Annotated in this window: 14 protein-coding genes and 1 pseudogene; 13 read left to right on the forward strand and 2 right to left on the reverse strand. The window is 48.8% G+C overall.

Features of this window, described 5'->3' with window-relative positions; translation table 11 throughout:
- Positions 1-409 precede the first annotated feature (409 nt).
- Complete coding sequence (locus tag NC997_RS20455) at positions 410-7,009, forward strand: translocation/assembly module TamB (protein WP_190525442.1); 6,600 nt, start codon at positions 410-412, stop codon at positions 7,007-7,009.
- Positions 7,010-7,169: 160 nt separating this feature from the next.
- On the opposite strand, the gene NC997_RS20460 is transcribed toward NC997_RS20455, so the two are convergent.
- On the reverse strand, positions 7,170-8,360 hold the full coding sequence (locus NC997_RS20460; protein WP_190525443.1) for a histone deacetylase: 1,191 nt from the start codon (positions 8,358-8,360) through the stop codon (positions 7,170-7,172).
- Positions 8,361-8,423: 63 nt separating this feature from the next.
- Between NC997_RS20460 and NC997_RS20465 the strand changes: the two genes are divergently transcribed.
- The 11 genes and pseudogenes from NC997_RS20465 to NC997_RS20515 all read left to right on the forward strand — a co-directional run bounded on the left by NC997_RS20465 (position 8,424) and on the right by NC997_RS20515 (position 18,400).
- A complete protein-coding gene (locus tag NC997_RS20465; RefSeq protein WP_199300670.1) occupies positions 8,424-8,720 on the forward strand; it encodes a DUF981 family protein in 297 nt (98 codons plus the stop codon).
- 42 nt (positions 8,721-8,762) lie between these two features.
- A pseudogene (locus NC997_RS20470) lies at positions 8,763-9,113 on the forward strand (alpha/beta fold hydrolase); the annotation flags it as partial.
- Between the two features lie 214 nt (positions 9,114-9,327).
- Positions 9,328-10,269 (forward strand): NAD(P)-dependent oxidoreductase, encoded by a 942-nt coding sequence (locus NC997_RS20475; RefSeq protein ID WP_190525445.1) that lies wholly within the window; start codon positions 9,328-9,330, stop codon positions 10,267-10,269.
- A gap of 48 nt (positions 10,270-10,317) precedes the next feature.
- Complete coding sequence (locus NC997_RS20480; protein ID WP_190525446.1) at positions 10,318-11,019, forward strand: dienelactone hydrolase family protein; 702 nt, start codon at positions 10,318-10,320, stop codon at positions 11,017-11,019.
- Between the two features lie 73 nt (positions 11,020-11,092).
- Positions 11,093-11,296 (forward strand): flavodoxin domain-containing protein, encoded by a 204-nt coding sequence (locus NC997_RS20485; RefSeq protein WP_190416112.1) that lies wholly within the window; start codon positions 11,093-11,095, stop codon positions 11,294-11,296.
- Positions 11,297-12,683: 1,387 nt separating this feature from the next.
- Positions 12,684-15,164 carry an ATP-dependent Clp protease ATP-binding subunit gene (locus tag NC997_RS20490; protein WP_190525447.1) on the forward strand — a complete coding sequence of 827 codons (2,481 nt, stop codon included), beginning with the start codon at positions 12,684-12,686 and terminating at the stop codon, positions 15,162-15,164.
- Between the two features lie 154 nt (positions 15,165-15,318).
- Positions 15,319-15,537, forward strand: a complete 219-nt coding sequence (locus tag NC997_RS20495; RefSeq protein WP_190434901.1) for a hypothetical protein — start codon at positions 15,319-15,321, stop codon at positions 15,535-15,537.
- Between the two features lie 16 nt (positions 15,538-15,553).
- Positions 15,554-16,084, forward strand: a complete 531-nt coding sequence (locus tag NC997_RS20500; RefSeq protein WP_277881790.1) for a methylated-DNA--[protein]-cysteine S-methyltransferase — start codon at positions 15,554-15,556, stop codon at positions 16,082-16,084.
- Positions 16,085-16,517: 433 nt separating this feature from the next.
- Positions 16,518-17,381, forward strand: coding sequence for a DUF6615 family protein (locus NC997_RS20505; protein ID WP_347276061.1), 864 nt, complete (start codon positions 16,518-16,520; stop codon positions 17,379-17,381).
- Between the two features lie 345 nt (positions 17,382-17,726).
- On the forward strand, positions 17,727-17,972 hold the full coding sequence (locus NC997_RS20510; RefSeq protein WP_190429139.1) for a hypothetical protein: 246 nt from the start codon (positions 17,727-17,729) through the stop codon (positions 17,970-17,972).
- Positions 17,969-18,400 carry a type II toxin-antitoxin system VapC family toxin gene (locus NC997_RS20515; protein WP_190525449.1) on the forward strand — a complete coding sequence of 144 codons (432 nt, stop codon included), beginning with the start codon at positions 17,969-17,971 and terminating at the stop codon, positions 18,398-18,400. Before NC997_RS20510 ends, NC997_RS20515 begins: the two co-directional genes overlap by 4 nt.
- 275 nt (positions 18,401-18,675) lie before the next feature.
- Here the strand turns inward: NC997_RS20515 and NC997_RS20520 are convergent, their stop codons facing one another.
- Entirely contained in the window at positions 18,676-18,975 is a 300-nt protein-coding gene (locus tag NC997_RS20520; protein ID WP_190525450.1) for a hypothetical protein, read from the reverse strand.
- Positions 18,976-19,288: 313 nt separating this feature from the next.
- Here NC997_RS20520 and NC997_RS20525 point away from each other — a divergent pair, with 313 nt between their 5' ends.
- The gene (locus tag NC997_RS20525) at positions 19,289-21,544 is read left to right on the forward strand and encodes an FdhF/YdeP family oxidoreductase (RefSeq protein ID WP_190525451.1); all 2,256 of its coding nucleotides are present in this window, start codon (positions 19,289-19,291) and stop codon (positions 21,542-21,544) included.
- Positions 21,545-21,816: the final 272 nt, after the last annotated feature.

A 21,816-nucleotide genomic window follows, 5' to 3' on the forward strand; every position in this document is an offset into this window, starting at 1 on the left:
GTCAGTGGCTACTGCGATAGACTCGAACTGACTCTTTCAGCGCTAGGCTAACGCCTCGCTTCGCTAACGCGATCGCCGCCAATCTTCTACGAACCAAAATCAGAAATCAAAACTCTAAAAGAGGATGATTTTTAGGAAATGGACGGATTGGTGAAACATATCAGCGCTACTCAAGTCTGTTGGATTATGCATTGATTGTAGGTTAAGAGTGTCACCTACGCGATCGCAGGCAGACCCTTTCAAAGCAAGTCTCATTCTGAGTACGCGAGTGTGGGAAAATTCCCAAATATAAGGAACAGGCGTAAGGAGCAGAGTTGACACTTAACATAGGACAAGCCGATAGTATTCATCGGTAGAAGCCTGTAATCATGTCTAAAGACACCCTCGTTACCGCCGTTGCTAGTTTTCTATGAAGAACTCCCCAAATTCGGGTAATGAAACAGCAGCTACCCGTTCCAATCGGCGTCTATGGGTACTCTTAAGCCGCACCGGCCTTGGCCTGGGAATTATCCTGTTGCTTGGCACAATTGGCGGGGTCTGGTGGGCGTGGATTTTTGTCCATCAGCGGTTAGCACCAATTGTTGAAGAAAATCTCAGTCAAACGCTGAAACGACCCGTGCAACTGGGGAAAGTCGAAGGCTTTTCCATCAACAATCTGCGCTTTGGTGCCTCCTCGATACCAGTTACGCCCACTGACCCCGACCGCGCTTCGGTAGAAGGTGTAGACGTGGTTTTTGATCCACTAGCGCTTCTCTTTAGGCGGACTTTGGAGCTAGATATTACCCTGGTCAACCCTGATATTTACGTTGAACAAGATAAAGAGGGGCGCTGGGTTTCTACGGAACTGAAGTCAGAAGAACCGAGTGGGCCGATTAAGACGGATATCCAAAGCGTTCGGGTTCAAAATGCAGACGTTGTGCTGGTACCAACGCCCAAAATTGTAGAGAGGAAAAAAGGCAGCCAGGAAGCAAGAGAAAATGTAGATGCAACGCTGCCCTCTCAAAATCTCCCGCGCAGTAACACTCAAGACACCCTCTCCAGACGACTGGAATCTCTGCTTCCTAGAGCAGAGAGGAGGGGGGTACCAGTCGCTTTTCGTCAGGTAGGCGGTACGGCTCGCTTTTTCGATAACAACCAGCGGATTCGCTTTGATGTCAGCGCTCAATCTCAGGTCGAATTAGGGGCACCGACAAAAAGTGTCCCTCAAAAACAGCAGGCCAATCCAACACCTGCGCCCATCCAAAGCAGCCTCAAACTTTCTGGTGAATACCGCGCCCCAACCGGACAAACCAACCTGCAAGTTCAAGGGCAGAACCTGAGTGCAGTCGATGTCGATCGTTTAGCGAAGCTGCCAATAGACTTGTATGCAGGGCTGTTGGATGGCAACTTGGAAGTCCGATTCCAAAATGAAGAGCGAGCCACATTTCTGGGAACAGCTATTCTCAAAAATGTAAAAGCGCAGGTTGCAGAGGTGCCGCAACCATTTAGCAATGCCAATGGACTCTTGCGATTCAACGGATATGCGATCGCGCTGGAGAATGTCAGCGCTCTTTACGGTCAGGTTCCCGCAGTTGCCAATGGGGTTATTGATACCCAAGAAGAAAAGGGTGGGTACAACATTGCCGCCCAAGTGAAATCGGTTGCGATCGCGACTGCCCTCAATACTCTCAAAGTAGAGTCACCCTTCCCCGTAACTGGACAAGTCCGCGTTGACGTGCAGCTCAAAGGAGCGCTGGAAAAACCGATCCTCTCAGGAACCGTCGCCACCCTCCAGCCCACCGAAAAAGTGCCCCTAATCGTAGATAAGGTAAACTTTCGCGGCATCAGCGGTCAATTTCAGATGATCGATACCCTCCTCACCATTACCAACATCCGTGCCTTGCCTAGCGTTGGCGGCAGACTGGCTGGTAATGGTCGCATTCAGATGGGCGACAAAGGAGGATTGGTATTCGATGTCATCGGTCAAGACATTCCAGGGGATGCCGTTGCCCAGATTTACAACGCCAAGCCGAGCAATATCCAAATCGGCACCGTAGCCGCCAAAGCACAGCTTTTTGGCACCACCGGCAACCTCCAGACCGTCGTGCAAGTTCAGGCACCCCAAGCCACCTACCCAGGCAGTGGAGAAGTCATCGTTACTCAGGACAAAACCTACTTTCGCAACACGACTCTGAGGGTCGGGGCAGGCACCGTCAACCTCAAAGGTCAGGTGGCAGAGGGTCGCTGGGAAGTGGCAGGCGTTGCCGATGATGTTCAACTAGCACGTTTGGCAGAACTCCCGCCACAGTTGCAGTCAGCCCAGGCAGATGGGGCGTTTAATCTAGCGGGAAGTGTCAATTCTTTCCAAGCGGAAACGATTCGCGGCACCGCACAAGCGAATGTCCGGGTTGCTGGTGGCACCGTCAAGGCATCAAAAATTGCGCTGAATGCAGGGCGCTGGCAAGCTTCTGGGCAGGCTTCTGCTGTCCAGTTGAGGCAGCTAGCCCCGCAACTGCCACCGCAATTCCAAAATCAAACCGCAAATGGTTCTTTTAACTTATCTGGAAGTCTAGCTGCCTTTAAACCCGAAACCATTAGCGGCACCGCATCGGTTCAACTGAATATTGGCGGGGGCAGCGTCAATGCCTCAAACGTTCGGCTGAACAACGGTCGTTGGCAAGCTTCTGGACAAGCGTCTGCCATTCAATTAGCAACGGTTTTGCCCCAATTACCCGTCCAAGGGCGACTCAATAATGGTTCCTTCAACCTGTCAGGAAGTTTGGCGGCTTTCACCCCGGAAACGATTAGCGGGACTGCCCAAGGAAATCTTCAGGTTGGCGGTGGTCGCGTCAGTGCCACCAACGTGGAGTTTGGCAACGGTCGCTGGCAAGCTTCTGGGCAAGCTTCTGGCGTCCAGTTGGCAACGGTGTTGCCCCAAATTCCGCCGCAATTCCGAGGTCAGCTGAATAATGCTTCCTTTAACGTCTCCGGTAGTCTGGAAAATGTCAGCGCCGAAACGATTACCGGAGAAGCTTCTGGACGTCTGAATCTTGGCGGGGGCACCGTTACCGCCTCGAATATCCAATTTAACAACGGTCGCTGGCAAGCTCGCGGACAAGCCTCTGGGGTACAACTAGCAAGGGTGTTTCCCGAACTGCCGCCGCAATTCCAAGGTCGGTTGAATAATAGTTCTTTTAATGTATCGGGGAGTCTGGGGGCGTTTAGCCCGCAAACCGTTACCGGAACTGCTTCTGGAAGTCTGAATGTGGGTGGGGGAACCGTCAGTGCCGCCAATGTAGAGTTTGGCAACGGTCGCTGGCAAGCTCGCGGACAAGCGTCTGAGGTTCAGTTAGCAACGCTATTTCCCGAACTGCCACCGCAATTCCAAGGTCAGCTGAATAATGGTTCTTTTAAGGTATCGGGAAGTCTGGCGGCTTTTACGCCAGAAACTCTTAGCGGCACGGCTTCTGGAAGCCTGAACTTAGCTGGAGGCAGCGTCAGTGCCGCCAACGTACAGTTTGGCAACGGTCGCTGGCAAGCGTCTGGTGAGGCGTCCAATATCGAACTTGCTAGGGTGTTTCCGCAATCGCCCCAATTCCAAGGTCAGCTAAATAATGGTTCTTTTAATCTCTCCGGGAGTTTAGCCGCTTTCAGCCCCGAAACGATTACTGGCACGGCTTCTGGAAATCTGAACTTGGGTGAGGGAAGCGTCAGTGCAGCCAACGTACAGTTCGGCAACGGTCGCTGGCAAGCTTCTGGCGAGGCGAATGGGGTTCAGTTGGCAAAAGTATTTCCCCAGCTGCCCCCGCAATTTCAAGGTCGGCTGAATAATAGTTCCTTCAACCTATCCGGCAGTTTGGCTGCCTTCACCCCGGCAACCCTGAACGGGACGATTTCTGGAAGTTTGAATGTGGGGGATGGCACCCTCACCGCCTCAAATGTCCAACTCCAAGACGGGCGCTTTGCGGGTTTAATTTCTGCTAACAACGTTGATCTAGAACAGCTTGCCGCAGCATTACCCGATTCCGTGCCGGTTCCGGCGCTGCGAGGACGGGTGAGTGGCAACGTTGATGCTTCTGGGTCGCTGAGTGCTGTCAATCCGGCGGCTATCCGAGCAACCGGACAGTTGCGCGTCGAGGATTTTGCCGCCAATGACTTAGTGTTCGACCCCATTCTCACCGGGCAAATCAATTTAGTCCCCGGACAGCCGAGTAGCGTTGAGCTAGCAGGCAATCAACAAGACCGGATTTCGCTGGTGTTGTCGCCTAGCTATCAACCCGTCTCTTTTTTAGTGAAACGTGACGAGGTGCTGGCACAAGGCAACCGCGAGGGCGATTTGTTGGTGGTGGATGTGCAAAACGTTCCGCTCAAATTGTTGAAAGATTTAGCTCCCCAGAATGCCTTAGCAAGTCTACCGCCAGCGATCGCATCCCAACCCATCGAAGGTAAACTTTCTGGAGATTTTATCCTGAATCTCGCCAATTTTAATGTTGCGGGGAATGATGTAGCGATCGCGCAACCCGTCCTTGGCACTATTAAAGGCGATTTGCTAACCATCGGCAGTTTCCGCTATGCCAATGGTACCGCTACCTTGGATGGGGGAGAGTTCCGCCAAGGCGAAAGTCTATACGCCCTCGCCGGTAGCGTCACTCAAACCTCCAGCGGCCCAGAACTGAAAGGTTCGCTGAAAGTAGCTCAAGGAAAAATCCAAAACGTCCTCCCCCTCCTGCAAATCTTTGATTTACAAGATCTCGCCAGAGGCGGACAACCTCCTACCTATGCCAGCGCCGCCGAGGTTAAACCCCAACCCGTCGGTCTACCCAATGCTACCCTGGAAGCTCAACTGCGCCGCTTGTCAGAAATAGAAGCCATCCTTGCCGCCCAGAAAGAGGAACGGGAAGCTTCGCCCATCCCCGAACTCAAAGACCTCACCGGCAATTTCTCCGGCGGAATCAATGTAGCAGCTTCCCCTAGACAAGGCATTAACCTTGACTTTGACTTCGGCGGCAATAACTGGAAGTGGGGCAGAGACGACAAGCCCAATCGTCTCTACACCGCTGATAATGTGATTGTCAAAGGCAGCTTCCAAAACGGCGTCCTCACCCTTCTGCCCTTACGAATTGAATCTGAAGAAACGCTGCTTGCCTTCACTGGCACCCTTGGCGGAACCGAACAAAGCGGTCAGCTGCGCCTGAGAAATGTCCCTGTCGCCCCATTCCAACAGTTCGCCAATTTACCAGTCGATATCACTGGGAATCTCAATGGAACCGCAACCCTAGCAGGCAGCATCAACAATCCCCAAGCCATCGGCGAACTGACTCTCATCGATGGCACTCTGAACCAAACCGCCGTCCAAGCGGCGCGGGGCAGTTTCCGATACACCAATGCTCGTCTGACCTTCAGCAGCACCATCGCCACTGCCGAATCTGGAGAGCAGGCAAGCCCGGAAGCTGGGGAGACTCGGCTCGATACTCAACCTGCAACAACTCCTCGTACCCCATCTCCAATCGCCAGTATCCCCTCGACGACTCAAATCACTGGCAGCATTCCCTTTTACCAGTTGCCCTTTGCCTCCGTTGCACCCGATAACAACCAACTCAGCCTGGATTTAAACGTTCAAAATGAGGGACTTTCCCTGTTAAACCTGCTTTCGCGTTCTGCTGTCACTTGGGTGGATGGTACCGGACAAGTGCAACTCAACGTTCAGGGTACGGTGAATCCAAATACGGGCAAATTAAACCAGCTTGTCGCTAACGGGATTGCGACTGTTGACGATGCCACTATCAAGGCGCAAGCTTTGCCCGAACCGCTCACCGATGTCAACGGTAGGGTCTTATTTAACTTTGACCGCATCCAAGTAGAAAACTTCCGGGGTGACTTTAGTGGTGGTGAAGTGGTCGCCTCCGGAGCCATCCCCATCTCAGGCACGGGGCAAGAGTCGGGGGATAAACTCACGGTTAGCCTTGAAAAACTCGCTGTAAATTTGAAAGGGTTATACTCAGGCGGCGTCAACGGCAACGTGCAGATTACTGGCTCGGCTCTCAATCCGCAAATTGGTGGTGAAGTGCGACTTGCCGATGGTCGGGTGCTGATAGGAGAGACGGCAGGGGATGGCACAAACGGAACGGCTTCACCCGGTGGTGGTACCGCTACCCCATCATCCCCAACCTCTAACGAGCAACCCTTCACTCCCGCATTTAATAACCTGCAACTGGCTCTAGACAAAGGCGTCGAAATCTCCCGCCCACCACTGCTAAGTTTCCAGGCGACTGGTGGCTTTACTCTCAATGGCACTTTGGATGAACCTCAGCCAAAGGGGACGATTCGGCTAACCAGGGGTCAGGTGAATCTATTTACGACTCAGTTCCGCTTGGCACGCGGCTACGAACACACGGCTGAGTTTACCCCCAGTGAGGGACTTGACCCGGTTCTGGATATTCGGCTGGTCGCGTCTGTTTCCGAAGTAACCCGCAGCCGGATTGCTGACACAACCGCCACGGGTATTGTGAGTAGCGAAATTAGCGATGTTCCCGCTACCAATTTGGGGGCATTGCGAACGGTTCGCATTCAAGCCAGAGCCACAGGTTCGGCAAGTCAATTGGCAGATAATCTTGAGCTGACCAGTAATCCGCCTCGCAGCGAGAGCGAAATTGTCGCCCTTTTGGGTGGCGGCTTTGTGGAAACGCTGGGTCGGGGAGATACCACGCTAGGACTCGCAAACTTGGCAGGTTCGGCACTGTTGACACCTTTCCAAAATGTGGTGGGAGATGCGTTGGGATTAAGTGAGTTTCGCTTATTCCCCACGGTGGTTAGGGATGAAAAGTCCCGCACTTCAACGTTGGGCTTGGCGGCAGAAGTTGGGGTTTCCGTCACTCCTAAGCTTTCTGCCTCTGTATCGAAGATTTTGACTGCTGATGAGCCTCCTGAGTTTGGTGTTACTTATCGAGTCAATAATGAGATTCTGCTGCGAGGTGGCACCGATTTGTCTGGGGAAACGAGGGGAGTGGTGGAGTATGAAAAGCGCTTCTGAAAAAAAGGACTGAGGAGTAAGGACTGAGGACTGAGGGCTGAGGACTGAGAAGTGAGGAGTAAGGAGTAAAAAGTGAGGGCTGAGGGCTGAGAAGTGAAAAGTGAGGGCTGAGGGCTGAGAAGTGAGGCGCGAGAAGTCAGAAGTGAGGGGTGAGAAGTGACTATCGAGAGAATTGCCAACGACCTAGCTGTACTGCGTTGAGTGTGGCAATATATTCCTCCAAGTTAAAAGAAGACTCCGTTTCTCTTTGGGGGAGGGTTTCTTCAATGACAAGCGGCAAACCCAACATCGCCGCAGACGTATTCACTAGACAGTTGCCCAAATTCGTGGCATCGTAGCCACCTTCTAACAACAGCAGGTAATGCCCACCCACAGAAGCGATCGCTTCTGCGACTAAACGGGTTAGGTTGTAGTAAAGTTGGGCACTCAGGCACAAGCCTGCACCAGGATCGTACAGGTAAAGATGATTGATATCATCGAAGTGTCCATCAAACCCTGCCGACACAATCACGATGTCGGGTTTAGCCTGGGCAATTAGAGCCGGGATGATAGTTTGGAACAACGCCCAATACTCATCATCTGCTAGCTTCGCGGGTAGCGGCAGGTTGATAATGTTACCTTGTGCGCCAATATCCTCCAGATTGCCGGTTTGCGGGTAAAGCTCTTTACCAAACTGGTGGAGGGAGCAAAAAATGATACGCGGGTCGTCCTGTACGATATCTTGGGTGCCATCTCCGTGATGCAAGTCCCAATCCAAGATTAAAACACGCTCTACACCCTCTTTTTTTAAGCAATACTTGGCTGCGATCGCTGCATTATTAAATAAGCAGAAACCACCCGCTTTTTCGCGTCCGGCGTGGTGTCCAGGCGGACGGTTTAAGCACAAAGCGCTTTGAATCTGCCCGGACAAAATGCCCTTGAGGGCGCTAATTCCTGCCCCAGCGGAAATCAAGGCGGTTTTGTAAGAGCCGGGGCTTACATAGGTAGACTCAGCCAAATACCCGCCAGCCGCACTGATTGCCCGGACTTGAGCAATGTATTCCGATGTGTGTACCGCCTGTAAATCCTCTTCCGTTGCCGATTCTGGCTCAAGAAGAGTCATCTGCTGGCTTAACCCAAAATCTCTTAGCGCTGCCATTGCTGCTGTCAGGCGACTACTGGATTCCGGGTGGGGAACCGGACTAACGACTGGGTAAGGAAACTGAATTTGGTCTAACGTGTAAACTGGGTCAAGCAAATCTTGCCCCGCTACCCGGTGATATAAATTATTTCCTTCGACCCTAATTTGACCAGGATCGTGTATAGCAAAATCAGGCGTATAAATTAGGGCAATTGGCAACATCTTGGTCATTAGTTATTCGTTCTTAGTTATGAGTCCTCAGGTAACAACTAATGACTTTTTATCCATTACCCATTGTCCGAAAATGGCATTTATGGATTTTTTGCAGGACTTGTATCGCTGCTCATTGGCTTGCGCTTCATCAACCTGGGACTCATACCAATCGCTGTGCCAGCAGGAACTGGGTTTATCTTAGTTGGTTTAGGAGGAATTTTTGCTGTACCAACTCTCTATTTCAAAGAAAACCGGCTCTTACGAACTGTTGGAGCCATTGTGTTAATTGTGGCAGCCCTCATTTTTGCGTTTATTGGATTGAGTTCCTACTGGGCACATCTTGCTAACTTCTCGATGTGGCAACCCATGCCAAAGTAATTGCCGTAAAACGACTCCAGTAAACTTACAAGGAGTAATCCGATGATTACATATTGCACCGTTTCGATCGATGGTTTAGATATCTTTTATCGAGAAGCTGGTTCTCGCGATAATCCAACGATTCTGCTGTTGCACGGCTTCCCAATCTCATCTCATATGTTCCGCAATCTGATGCCCGCGCTTAGCGATCGCTTCCATCTCGTTGCTCCCGATTATCCGGGTTTTAGTAACAGTTCGATGCCAACTGTGGATGAGTTTGATTACACGTTCGATCATCTGGCACAGATCGTCGAGAAATTTATCGCTGCGATCGCTCTCAAGAAATATAGCCTTTACTTAATGGATTATGGTGCTCCGATTGGTTATCGGATTGCGGCTAAAGCTCCAGAGCGCGACACCGGGCACTTTGCGCTGGAAGAAGATGGGGACGCGATCGCAAACTACATCCGTCAATTTCTCGCGTCACGGCTTCAACCCATCCCTGCCTAATGAAAACAAAGAAACACTACTTTGATTTTTGTTGATTCTCTTAGGCTATGAAGTAAGCAATGAAAACGATTGAACGAGAAAGATACTCAACGTCAACAAAGTTTTAGAGGGTTTACAGATGAAGATTTTTGTTGCCGGAGCAACAGGAGCAATCGGTCGTCCGCTACTCAACCAATTACTTGCCAGAGGTCACGATGTTATAGCTCTAACCCGCTCCCCGGAAAGGGCACAGTCATTAGTGGCAGAGGGAATAGAGCCTGCGGTCGCGGATGTATTCGACGCTGATTCAGTTAAAGCGGCGATCGCCCGCGCTCAACCGGAAGTGGTGATTGAACAACTCACCGCCCTACCCAGGACTTACAGTCGTGAATCCATGAGTGCAGCAGCGCCTCTGAATACGCGCATTCGGTTAGAAGGGGGTGCCAACGTGCTGGCGGCTGCACAGGCAGCAGGGGTGCGCCGCTACCTGAGACAGTCGGTCGCCTTCTGGGGAATTCCCGGTACTGGATTGGCAGATGAGGAAACACCGTTATCGCTTGATGCCTCCCCCGCCGTTGCCGCCGAGGCTCGCCTCGTAACTGAGATTGAACACCGTTTATTGGAAACATCCAATCTCGAAGGAATTGCTTTACGCTATGGTTTCTTCTACGGACCCGGCACCTGGTTCAACCCCGATGGCGATGTAGCACAACAGGTACGACAGCAACAGTTCCCCATTGTGGGCAATGGCGAAGGTGTTTGGTCGTGGTTACACATTGAGGATGCAGCGATTGCCACAGTTGCAGCCGCAGAGCAGGGCAATCCTGGTGTTTATCTGATTGCGAACGATCGCCCTTTAGCGGTGCGCGAATGGCTCCCTGCGTTTGCTCGATCGCTGAATGCTCCACCACCGCCACAGGTATCAGTTGAGGATGCTCTGAAAAGGGATGGTGGTGCGGATATTGTTTACTACCAGACTCAGATGCGAGGCGTATCGAATGCCAAGGCAAAACGCGAACTGGATTTTCAGCCGCGATCGTTGGAGTGGATCGTTGACAGCGCCGTGGCTGATGCCAGTTAACGTTCTAGCATCCAGATGGCTATCGTAATCAGGAAGAATGAAGGCATCATGACAACTCAAAATGTAACCATTCCAGCCTTTTCAGGAGGCACTTTTAACGCCTATCTATCAGCACCCGATACTCAGCCTCGTGCAGGGATTGTGCTGATTCAAGAAATTCTTGGGGTCAATCCGAATATGCGACAGACTGCCGATGATTATGCTAAGGCAGGCTATTTGGTACTGGTGCCGGATCTGTATTGGCGACTGGAACCCGATGTGCAACTCGATCCTGGCAAGGAGGAGCATTGGGCTAAAGCCTTTGAGCTACTTCGAGCATTTGATGTGGATAGCGGCGTAGAAGACCTCAAGGCCAGTCTATCTTTTCTGCGGCAGTATCCCAGCAGCACAGGCAAGGTCGGCAGTGTGGGCTTTTGTTTGGGCGGCAAACTGGCATATTTCATGGCAACACGCACCGATGCGGATGCCAACGTCAGTTACTACGGTGTTGAGATTGACAAGAATTTAGCCGAGGCGACAAAGATTCAGAAACCGCTGATATTGCATATAGGTGGAAATGATGAGTATGTGTCCCCAAGCGCTCAAACAACCATTCAGCAAGGACTGAAAGACAACCCTCTGGTCACAATCTATCGCTATGAAGGAGTGAGTCACGGGTTTAGCCGCATGAATAGTTCCGCTTATCGCCAAGAAGCCGCAGAATTAGCACGCGATCGCACGTTGGCGTTTTTAAAACAGCATTTAGGGTAGCGGGACTTAAACGCAAAGCGATTGAGATTTGGCGCACAAACAGCTATCAACTTCAACAAGTGTGAGGTAAAAGATGACAAAAGTTTTAATCGTTTACGCAACTGATTACGGCAATACCCAGAAGATGGCAGAAGCGGTAGCATCTGGTGTGACATCAGTTCCAGGTACTGAAGTGGCGGTAAAGTTTGTTGAGGATGTTACGGAAGATGATGTAATCGCCAGTGATGGTTTACTGAAGAGAGGCTGGAAGCTGCCAAGTATCATGGTGCGAATGTAACACGAGTGGCTGCTGCCTTAGCAGGCAAAGAATTGTTTGCCAAGTAAAAAACTCAGGACTAGCCCTCAGCAGGAAATAATGTCGCCTCGGAAACAATGTTGATGGGACAAGGATTGTTATCTACAATCCTTGTCCCATCAACAAACCCTGCTAAGTTAACTAGCTTGACAGTGCTACTTCAACAGATTGTTTACTGCCAATCAGTAGCTTAGCTAATTTTTCCTTAAGAGCCTCTGCTGATTCTACTGCTGGCATCATCCTAAGCATGAACTGCCAGGGTGGTTATAACATCAATATTTGGCAGAAACATACTTCTGGTGAACTACTCTATCGTGCAACTAATCCCAACGGGAATTTAAGTTTGGGCAGAGGAACTAGCCAAAGGACAGAAGGCGTTTGAGTGTATAAGTTTCGGAATAGAAACTATGAATATTGGGTGTGGGATGGTACGTTAGATAATCCGCAGGCTGGAACTTTAGAGGTGTATAAAAACAACCGGATCTTGATGCAGCGAGCTTGTAGGAAAAGTTGAATCCTAAGAGAGGGTGTTATTCTCTAATGCTCGAATTGCGAACACTATGAGCGAATAATTCAGCCGTTTTTCATCTGAAAATCAGAAGTTGGCAGTCGGATTCCGGTATTTTTGCTTACCTTGGGATGCACTTGCTTCGTCCATACTTTACACCCCATTTACATCTACCGAAAGAGTTCAATCAGGGGATTTTCTCAAGATGATTCACTCGTTCCTGGCTGAGTGGAAAAGCCTGAAGGATATCAAGCCGGAGCGATAGTGAAATACTAGGGCAATGTCTTTATCGCTCACTGGGCTTCAAAACTAAAGGAGGGAGATCCCAATGAGAACGGCTGTCGATTACATGATAGCTTTACGATCTCATGTCTAGTCCTGCCGTTGCACACGCCAGAATCATTAGACCTCATGATTCATACAGGAGATATAAATATACCGCCAGGTAGAAATATAAGGTTTTCCGACATTTTTAGTGGATGAAACTCTGATTGGTATCTTAAGCTACGAATACAGGGAGCGATGTATGGGGACTTAATAATAAGGATTATTAAGTTTATAAGAATTGATGAAGCTGCTTCTGGTTGAATGTTGGCGACGGTAGGGAAGAATTTTAAAATTATCCCTCCATTTATATACCTAAATTTCTAACTACCGAGGTATATTTTTTTCCGCCATATATGCATCGCGCTTCTATTCCCATGCATAGGCGGCAACTACACCTGATTTCATACGGTTGTGCCCACTGCGATCGCGATCGGGGTAGAGATACATTGTTAATTAAGCAAGTACATAAAAGTTTATGCATGGGGAAATGCCACTTCACCCATCGCCTAAACAGCTCGGTAGAGGAAAGTTGCTATGTTTCAACATTTCACAGACAAAGCCGTTAGGGTAATCATGCTATCCCAGGAAGAGGCACGTCGCCTGGGACACAACCTCGTGGGCACCGAGCAACTCCTTTTAGGATTAATTGCAGAAGGCACGGGTGTGGCGGCTAAAGTTCTCATCGATCAAGGCATCACCCTCCAAGCATGCCGGATTGAGGTAGAAAAAATTATTGGTCGGGGGTCTCGCTTTGTACCCTCTGAAATTCCCTTCACTCCTAAGGTGAAGCGTGTTTTCGAGCAAGCCTTTCTGGAAGCAAAGGCTTTCGGACATAACTATGTAGGCCCGGAACACCTGCTGCTGGGGTTAATTCAAGAAGGGGAAGGGGTTGCCGCCAAAGTGCTGCAAAACCTGAACGCTAACCCCGATAACCTCCGTACCGCCGTGATTCGGATGCTGGGAGAGGTCACAGCCGTCTCTGCTGGCAGTGGAGAAGAGCGTTCGACATCCGGACGTGGCGATCGCAAAACCGCAACGTTAGATGAGTTCGGCACGAATCTGACCGCACTCGCCGCACAAGGCAAGCTCGATCCGGTCGTCGGTCGCGCCAAAGAAATCGAACGCGCTATCCAGATTTTAGCTCGCCGCACCAAGAGCAACCCGGTGTTGATTGGAGAGCCGGGGGTTGGTAAAACTGCGATCGCTGAAGGTTTAGCTCAGCGGATTGTAAATAAAGACGTTCCTGGCTTCTTGGAAGATAAGCAGGTGATCGGTCTGGATATGGGTTCGCTGATCGCGGGTACTAAATTCCGGGGCGAATTTGAAGAACGCCTCAAGAAAATTGTGGATGAAGTTCGGACATCGGGGAACGTCATTCTGGTCATTGACGAAGTGCATACCCTGATTGGTACGGGTTCAACCGAAGGTGGCATGGATGCTGCGAATATCCTCAAGCCAGCATTAGCGCGAGGCGAGTTGCAGTGCATGGGAATGACCACCCTGGACGAATACCGCAAGCATATTGAGCGAGATGCTGCCTTAGAACGTCGCTTCCAACCGATTATGGTAGGCGCACCCAGCGTCAGTGAAACCATCGAAATTTTATTTGGTCTGCGCGATCGCTACGAGCAGCACCATAAAGTTAAAATCTCTGATGTTGCTCTGGTTGCAGCCGCCAGCTTGAGCGATCGCTATATCTCAGACCGTTACTTGCCGGATAAGGCAATTGACCTGATTGATGAAGCGGGTTCTCGCGTCCATTTGAGAAACAGCAAGTCTTCTGGGACTGGACAACTGAAGCGCGAACTGCGTGAAGTGACCAAAGAGAAAGAAGCGGTTGTGAAGGCTCAAGACTTTGATAAAGCGGGACAACTGCGCGATCGCGAGTTGGAACTTGAGGCACAGTTGAAGGCGATCGCTGACAACAAAAAGGCAGAAGTGATTAACCCTGAAGATTCCCCAGTGGTTAACGAAGAAGACATTGCTCAAATCGTTGCTTCTTGGACTGGAGTTCCTGTCAGCAAACTCACCGAATCCGAATCGGAGTTACTGCTGCACTTAGAAGATACCTTGCACCAGCGTCTCATCGGTCAAGAGGAAGCCGTCACTGCCGCCTCTAAGGCGATTCGCCGCGCCCGCGTTGGTCTAAAAGACCCCAACCGCCCCATCGCCAGCTTTATCTTCTCTGGCCCCACCGGAGTTGGTAAGACGGAACTTGCGAAGTCCTTGGCTGCTTACTTCTTCGGTTCCGAAGAAGCCATGATCCGCCTGGATATGTCGGAATTCATGGAAAGCCACACGGTTTCAAAGCTGATTGGTTCGCCTCCTGGATACGTGGGATACGACGAAGGCGGTCAGTTAACCGAAGCGGTGCGTCGCAAGCCTTACACGGTGGTACTATTCGACGAAATCGAAAAAGCTCACCCCGATGTGTTCAATATGATGCTGCAACTCTTGGATGACGGTCGCCTGACCGATGCTCAAGGTCGCACAGTAGACTTCAAGAACACCCTGATCATCATGACTTCCAACGTCGGTTCTAAAGTCATTGAGAAAGGCGGCGGCGGTCTAGGCTTCGAGGTAACTGACAATCAAGCTGAGGCGCAATACAACCACGTTCGCGCTTTGGTGAATGAAGAACTTAAGCAATACTTCCGTCCTGAGTTTCTCAATCGTCTCGACGAGATCATTGTCTTCCGTCAGTTGACGAAGGACGAAGTGAAGCAAATTTCTGTAATCATGCTGCGCGAAATCGCCGAACGCTTGACCGAACAGGGAATTACTTTGGAAGTCAGCGATCGCTTCAAAGACCGTGTTGTAACCGAAGGCTATAGTCCTGCTTATGGTGCAAGACCGCTGCGTCGGGCGATTATGCGACTCCTGGAAGACAACTTGGCTGAAGCCATGCTATCTGGCACCATTCAAGATGGAGACACAGCCATCATTGATGTTGACGATGACGGTCAGATTCAGGTAGTCAAATCCGAACAGCGAGAGTTACTTCCTGTCGCCTAAGAGCATAAGTTCCGCAATTCATTAGCTAAGATTTAGCACTTTCATCCCCTGGCATTTCTGCCAGGGGATTTTTTTTGCAACCGTCCATTTCTGCTCAAAAAAGGCTGCTGGCGAGATGGAGCAATTAGAGCTAAAAATTTAAAATCCACAGAGGTTGGCGAGTCACAAGCGGGAGTTTCCGCGTCCTTGCGTCGTGGCGTTTAAGGAAACCAATCCAACTCTTATAAATATTTGTTGGGTTGACCGATGGTATGGGTTGCTGACAAGCGATACTTTCAGTGGGCTTCGCCAACGCATTCCCATGATGCACAGATGTGAATCCATGCCAAAATTCTATCTAGAATTGCAGGCGATCGCGTTCTGGAAAATCTAAGCAAAAAGGAATTTTTATGATTTCTGATTCAATTTTCTATACCTACATGGATAGCCCTCTGGGACGTATCTTAATCGCGCAAAACTCAGTTGGGCTAGTGGCAATAGACTTTCAAGAAGGACTGGCTGCAAAGTCTCCAGAAGCCACTTGGCATTTCCAAAAGAAGCTAGACGGTGACGCCGTTGATCAACTTCAGGCATATTTCAATGGCGAATTGTATCAATTCACGCTACCACTTGCCCCCATAGGTACGGTGTTTCAACAGCAGGTTTGGACAGCCCTACAGTCGATTCCTTACGGTCAAACGATATCTTATGGAGAACTGGCGAGAAAAATAGGATTGCCAACAGCAGCGCGTGCTGTGGGAGCAGCCAACGGTAAAAATCCTCTGTGTATTATTGTGCCTTGCCACCGTGTCATTGGCAGCAACGGTACACTTACAGGTTTTAGAGGTGGAGTCCGTCTTAAAGAAGGTTTACTGGAACTTGAGCGTAGACATAGCGCAAAATCTAGTCGGCAATTAACAATGGCTTTGGGCAACAACTGAATCCAATAAAGTATTGTCCTCTAAAATAGCTTTCTGCCCTACAGTTACGCTAATTGGATAAGTAAAGTGGAGCGCAGAAGAAATGTGATCGCGATGTCTTCTGTCCTCAGCGCAGGCGCGTCCACCTGGGAAAAATTTTCGGGAGGCACGATCTTCAAATGCTCGGCGATCTGCGAGACTGATGGACTCATTACGAAATCCCACGTTTCGCTGGAAGATATACTGATATTGTCGGTCTAGGTACCCGTCTGGGCTTCATATACTGACAAACTGCCAGCCTATCTAGCCAGATTAGGGTGATACACCGTTAAGTTTAGTTTCCGGATATTCACCTAAATCTGGGCAGTATACTAAAAAAGCCAGTTTAATAAGAGTTAGACCTCTTTTAGGTTGGGAAATAATATAATTGTTTCTAATTTTTATATTTTCTAAAATGTGCCCAACTCTATGTGACACTTTCAGGAGCCGTGCCCTTTGGACATGGGATATGCTTGCAAGAGGACGTTCTGTAGATTGTCAGATTGGAGAAGAAATTCTAACAGATTTAACCATTCTTGAGTTAAAAATTCGGCACTCATCCGAAATTTACAGTCGTACATTCAGCAAACATGACGAAGGGTCAAATGGTGCTGATTGGGAATGGTGGTTTACTGGTTCTAGCAGCAAATGGATTGGTTTTCGAGTTCAAGCTAAAGTTATAGACCTTAAAACTAACTCCTTTGAGCATCTCCATTACAGAAAAAATAACTCTTCACAATTTCAATGTGACATTCTCATAGAAAAAGCTCTCCAGAAACCCTTTCCTCTCGTTCCTTTGTATTGCCTTTACTCAAACTGGAATACCCTACCTAATATTCCTTGGAGTTGTAATACTTACTATCTAGTGCAAGAGAGCTATGGTTGTTCCATTCTTTCTGCCTTCTCAGTTCACTATTTACGGAGTATGGGGAAAAGCAAAACCAAACATTTCCAGGCTTTAATACCATACATGAATCCGTGGCATTGCTTAGTATGTTGTCATGGATATGGAGCGGGCGATTTACCAAACCGAGTATTTGAATATTGGAGAAACTTTATTCTTCAATTAGAGGAGTCATTTTTTGAAGAAATTGAGCCAAATATACGTCAAGAATTAGATAGTGAAATAAATAATTATCGGCAAATTTATACTCAAATCGAACTTTTAGATGAGCCGCCAAGCTATGTTCTTTTGCTGCTTAATAACGAATTAGAAGAACGCCCCGATCCGGATTTGCGAACACTCACGATATTTAAAGAACGGAATGAACCAATGTAATCTTTGTCCTGTAATAAGTAGTTGCACCGCGAGAGTTAACAAATTAGTACAGCAGATAGCTGTTTTGACAATTGGCAGTGTGTTCCAGGTATCTGCCCCCACTGATATTAAACGTTAAACAGCCAAAAGGAGATAGCTTTTTTACCCCTCCTAATGAACGCCGTTCATGCTAAGCCAGAATTGAGACACCTCAACCGAAATTGTATGAGGTTCTTAATTTTGTTGAATTTTTAACTTGGCAGGAAGGATTTAGAAGCCAGTAAGATAGCAGTTAGTCTGAAGCAGAAATGGGCGATCGCATTGGTTACAATAGAAGGAATCTGCTTTCGGACGATCGTTATAATCATGCTCCGAGAAAAGCTTAAGCAAGACCTAGACAAGTTAAACGAAGAGCAACTTAAGAAGATCGCTGATTTCATCGCCTTCCTTGAATTTCAATCCAGACGGGTTGAATCATCTGTTCCCTTCTGGCAAAGGGCAACGCCAGCAGAACGAGCTAGAGAGTTAAGTGAATGGGTATCGCAACTTCCCAAAAATAGTCCAAGTCTGTCTGATGAAGCCTTCAGCCGCGACAGCATTTATGAGGAATGACGAGATATCTGCTTGATACTAATGTTGTTTTACGTTTATGCAGCCCCACCGATGTGCAGCATAGCCTTGCAATAGACGCAATATCCTGTTTACTTACACAGGAAGACGAATGTTTTCTAACAGCACAAGTGCTTGTTGAATTTTGGGTTGTTGCTACCCGACCAATTGAAGTGAATGGTTTAGGGTGGGCTGTTGAGCAAACGAGAAACACAGTAGATCAGCTTCTCGATCGCTTTCCGTTGCTAGAGGAAATTCCGCAGATTTTTCCAAATTGGTTAGATTTGGTAACAATCAATAAAGTGATGGGTAAGCGAACTCATGATGTTCGTATCGTTGCAGTCATGCTTGCACATGGAGTTACGCATCTTCTGACTTTCAATCCAAGGGATTTTGCTGGCATATCAGGCATTAAAATCATGCTTCCCTAGGAATTAATAATCCTTGAAGCTGATGAATCCTAGCCTGAACTGTGTTTCTGCAAAGGCAAGAAGTTGATTATTTTTTTGTTCCTGCCCATTCCATCTGCGGAATAGTGTATTTTGGTGCGTTGGCAGGATGAGCGATCGCAATCTTGAATATTCCGCAAACGACGTTAGTTTAAGAATATCGTGTTGGGTATTTGCGATCGCTTAGGCTGATTAATCGCTCCTAGAAGGCGGCAAATCGAAATCTATCGCCCCAGTCAGAGTTTAGATTCAACTACTTAATCAAACAAGCCATCTACCTTTTGACGAAAGGCAATCAAGGCATGATTGCTCGAAAACTCCTTCAGGTCTTCTAGTAATTGGTCTGATATCTCTTTCGACACAATGGTTTTGACTTCAATGTTGGTGTTATAGCCAGCGATATCTCCCATACGTTTACCGTGACTACCAGCGCCCTTGGCGGGAATAATGGTGTAGCCAGAAGCACCTATTGTGCTGAGCAGCTTAACTAGGCGATCTTGCAATACCGATTCGCAAATGATCGTGACGAGATAGCCCTGGCTGTGAGAAATGGTCATAAAAATTTTAGGAACAGTTGTGTCCCCATTATTTCATAGAGCAGTTGCAGGCTACGGGAAGGCATCTGAAAATCTGCTTAAAGACTGAGATCCCAGCGCTACGATTGAAATAGTTAGAGGATGTTTGAGAAGCTAGTTTTCTAGGGAAAAAACTCTCAGCGATCGCACATCCATACAATCGTGCGAGAGAAGTTTTGATGAGTTACGCTGATTTCAAGCCCCTCTAGATAGTATTTAGCTCAAGATAAATTCCGAGGGAGAAAACGCATTCCAGGCTGACGGATGAGTGGCGCTGCATTCAAGAGGAAGCTGTATGGACGCAGAAATTAAACCAGAAGACGCAACGAAAGCAACCAACAATGCTCCAGAAATGGGTGGCGGTTTGCCCGTCGTGCAATATTGGGCAGAGCATACCCTATCACCCGAAGGGCCAAAACTGTGGCAAACGTTGTTGCATAAAAGTGCTTGCTTGTCCTGTGCTTGGGGAACGGGGGGACAAAAAGGCGGCTTCGCGAACGAGTTGGGGGAAACGATGCAACGCTGCGCCAAAAGCGTTGAGGCAATTTCCGCGGAGTTGCAACCAGGCGTCTCGACCCATTTTTTCGACCGCCACAGTATCGCCGAACTTCAACAGTTAACTTCCTTAGAAGCGGATCGCCTCGGTCGTCTCAGTTTTCCGGTCATTCTGCGCGAGGGGAAGTCACATTACGAGCGGATTTCCTGGGATGAGATTTACGAGATTAGCGAAGCTGGTTTTCGCAAGTCCCCGGATCGAGTCGCTTCCTATAGTTCCGGGAGATCGTCGAATGAAGCGGCTTATCTGCTGCAACTGATGATGAGATCGCTAGGGTCGAATCATTTGGCAGATTGCTCCGATTTGTGCCACGTCCCCTCGACGGTGGGACTGAAGCAGATGTTTGGTTCTGGCACCTCAATGGTCAGTCTGGATAGCCTAAAAAAGGCAGACTGCGTGGTGCTGATCGGGTCGAATGCGCCTGCTAACCATCCGCGCTTGATGAACGAACTGATCGAGTTGCGCGATCGCGGTGGCAAAGTTATTGTTGTTAATCCAGTAGTGGAAGTGGGGTTAGTCAAGTTTGCCTCCCCAGCATTTCCCCTCAAGTCGCTATTTACCGGATCGGAGATTTCCTCACTTTATCTGCAACCGATTCCCGGTAGCGATGTGGCGCTATTTATCGGCATCCAAAAAGCGCTAATTGAACGCAACTTAATTCAAACAGATTATCTTTGCGCCCATGCTGAGGGTTGGGAAGCGGTTGTCGATTATGCTGGCTCTATTTCGTGGGATGCGATCGCGCAAACTTGCGGTGTTTCTCTAGCAGAGATCGAAGTCGCCGCCGAAATAATCGCTTCTTCAAAAGGTGTGGTGTTTGCCTGGGCGATGGGTGCAACGCAGCAGGAAAATGGCGTGGATAACATCTATGCGATCGCCAACACCGCTCTGCTGACGGGGAATGCTGGCAAAGACGGCGGCGGTACGATGCCCATCCGGGGACACTCCAACGTCCAGGGTTTTGGCTCGATGGGAGTGACCGTCCAACTCAAAAAAGAGATTCAAGAAGCGTTAGAGAAATTGCTAGGGCGATCGCTCAACCGCAACCCTGGATATCGCGCCCGCGACTTAATTGATGCGGCTGATGCAGGCAAAGTAGACACGTTGATTTGCCTGGGTGGAAATCTGTATGCGGCGAACCCCGACTTAAATCAAGCAAAGCGTGCTTTAGGCAATATTGAAACCATCATTTACCTCGCCACTAAACCGAATCTAGGACACTTTCACGGTTTAGCGCAGAAAAATACCATCATCATTCCCGTATTTAACCGCTTTGAAAATCCGCACCAAACTACTACGGAATCCGGCAACAACTTTGTGCGGCTCAATGATGTTGGTAAAACCCATCTCAAGGATGCAGATTTGATTTCCGAGGTAGAATTTCTCACGCAATTAGCCCATCGCATTCTTGGCAGCGATCCTGTTGATTGGCGCAAACTGCAAGATACCAAATATGTCCGCCAACTGATTGCCAAAACGATTCCTGGCTTTGAGCAGATGGCGACAATTGATGAAACCAAGGAAGAATTCACCATCACCGGACGCATTTTCAAAGAGCCTAAATTTGCTACACCGTCCGGTAAAGCGAATATGTTTGTCACGCCATTACCAGAATTGCATTTACCGGAAGCAAAAGAGTTTGGAGTGCCAGAATCTACCCAGAGCATTGTATTAGCATTGATGACGGGACGCAGCTACTCGCAACATAACACGGTAGTTTATAAACAAGGCGACAAATATCGCGGAATGCCGCACCGAAATTGCATTTTAATGAACCCATCTGATGCAAAACAAGCAGGATGGCAAGAGCATCAACGAGTGACGGTGCAAGGCGATGCAGGCAAGTTAGAGAATGTTGAAATTATCTTTGGTGCTGTGCGTCAGGGAGCAGCAATGATGTTCTATCCCGAAGTCAACATCATCTTCAAAGCGCGTATAGATAAACAGTCTGGAATACCTGCGTTTAAGCGAGTTCCGGTTGTAGTTTACGCCTGATAGCAGGATAGCGATCGCATTTACCAAGAATTCTTTATTGCCTCGATCGGACTGTTAAAATTAATGATGGGAATGCGATCGCAATGACTCCTTATTAATTAATGTCAAGTTACCGTGAGGTCATCACTGAGATAGTGCACCAAGATTGTGAGTGAAGCGATCATATCTTATAACTGAGTGACCATCATGCTTATTCCAGAGAAAACCCCTACTAAAAACATAAAGAGTCCCAAAATTATAGATAATGCTCGTGTGCATCGTCCCTTTTGTTT

Source organism: Trichocoleus sp. DQ-A2, from assembly GCF_039961915.1.
Taxonomy (GTDB): domain Bacteria; phylum Cyanobacteriota; class Cyanobacteriia; order Cyanobacteriales; family FACHB-T130; genus FACHB-T130.

Excerpts from the sequence above, each read along its gene's own strand:
- NC997_RS20455 (WP_190525442.1), top strand. The coding sequence starts at position 410 with ATGAAGAACTCCCCAAATTCGGGTAATGAAACAGCAGCTACCCGTTCC.
- NC997_RS20460 (WP_190525443.1), bottom strand. The coding sequence starts at position 8,360 with ATGACCAAGATGTTGCCAATTGCCCTAATTTATACGCCTGATTTTGCT.
- NC997_RS20475 (WP_190525445.1), top strand. The coding sequence starts at position 9,328 with ATGAAGATTTTTGTTGCCGGAGCAACAGGAGCAATCGGTCGTCCGCTA.
- NC997_RS20480 (WP_190525446.1), top strand. The coding sequence starts at position 10,318 with ATGACAACTCAAAATGTAACCATTCCAGCCTTTTCAGGAGGCACTTTT.
- NC997_RS20485 (WP_190416112.1), top strand. The coding sequence starts at position 11,093 with ATGACAAAAGTTTTAATCGTTTACGCAACTGATTACGGCAATACCCAG.
- NC997_RS20490 (WP_190525447.1), top strand. The coding sequence starts at position 12,684 with ATGTTTCAACATTTCACAGACAAAGCCGTTAGGGTAATCATGCTATCC.
- NC997_RS20500 (WP_277881790.1), top strand. The coding sequence starts at position 15,554 with ATGATTTCTGATTCAATTTTCTATACCTACATGGATAGCCCTCTGGGA.
- NC997_RS20505 (WP_347276061.1), top strand. The coding sequence starts at position 16,518 with ATGTGCCCAACTCTATGTGACACTTTCAGGAGCCGTGCCCTTTGGACA.
- NC997_RS20510 (WP_190429139.1), top strand. The coding sequence starts at position 17,727 with ATGCTCCGAGAAAAGCTTAAGCAAGACCTAGACAAGTTAAACGAAGAG.
- NC997_RS20515 (WP_190525449.1), top strand. The coding sequence starts at position 17,969 with ATGACGAGATATCTGCTTGATACTAATGTTGTTTTACGTTTATGCAGC.
- NC997_RS20520 (WP_190525450.1), bottom strand. The coding sequence starts at position 18,975 with ATGACCATTTCTCACAGCCAGGGCTATCTCGTCACGATCATTTGCGAA.
- NC997_RS20525 (WP_190525451.1), top strand. The coding sequence starts at position 19,289 with ATGGACGCAGAAATTAAACCAGAAGACGCAACGAAAGCAACCAACAAT.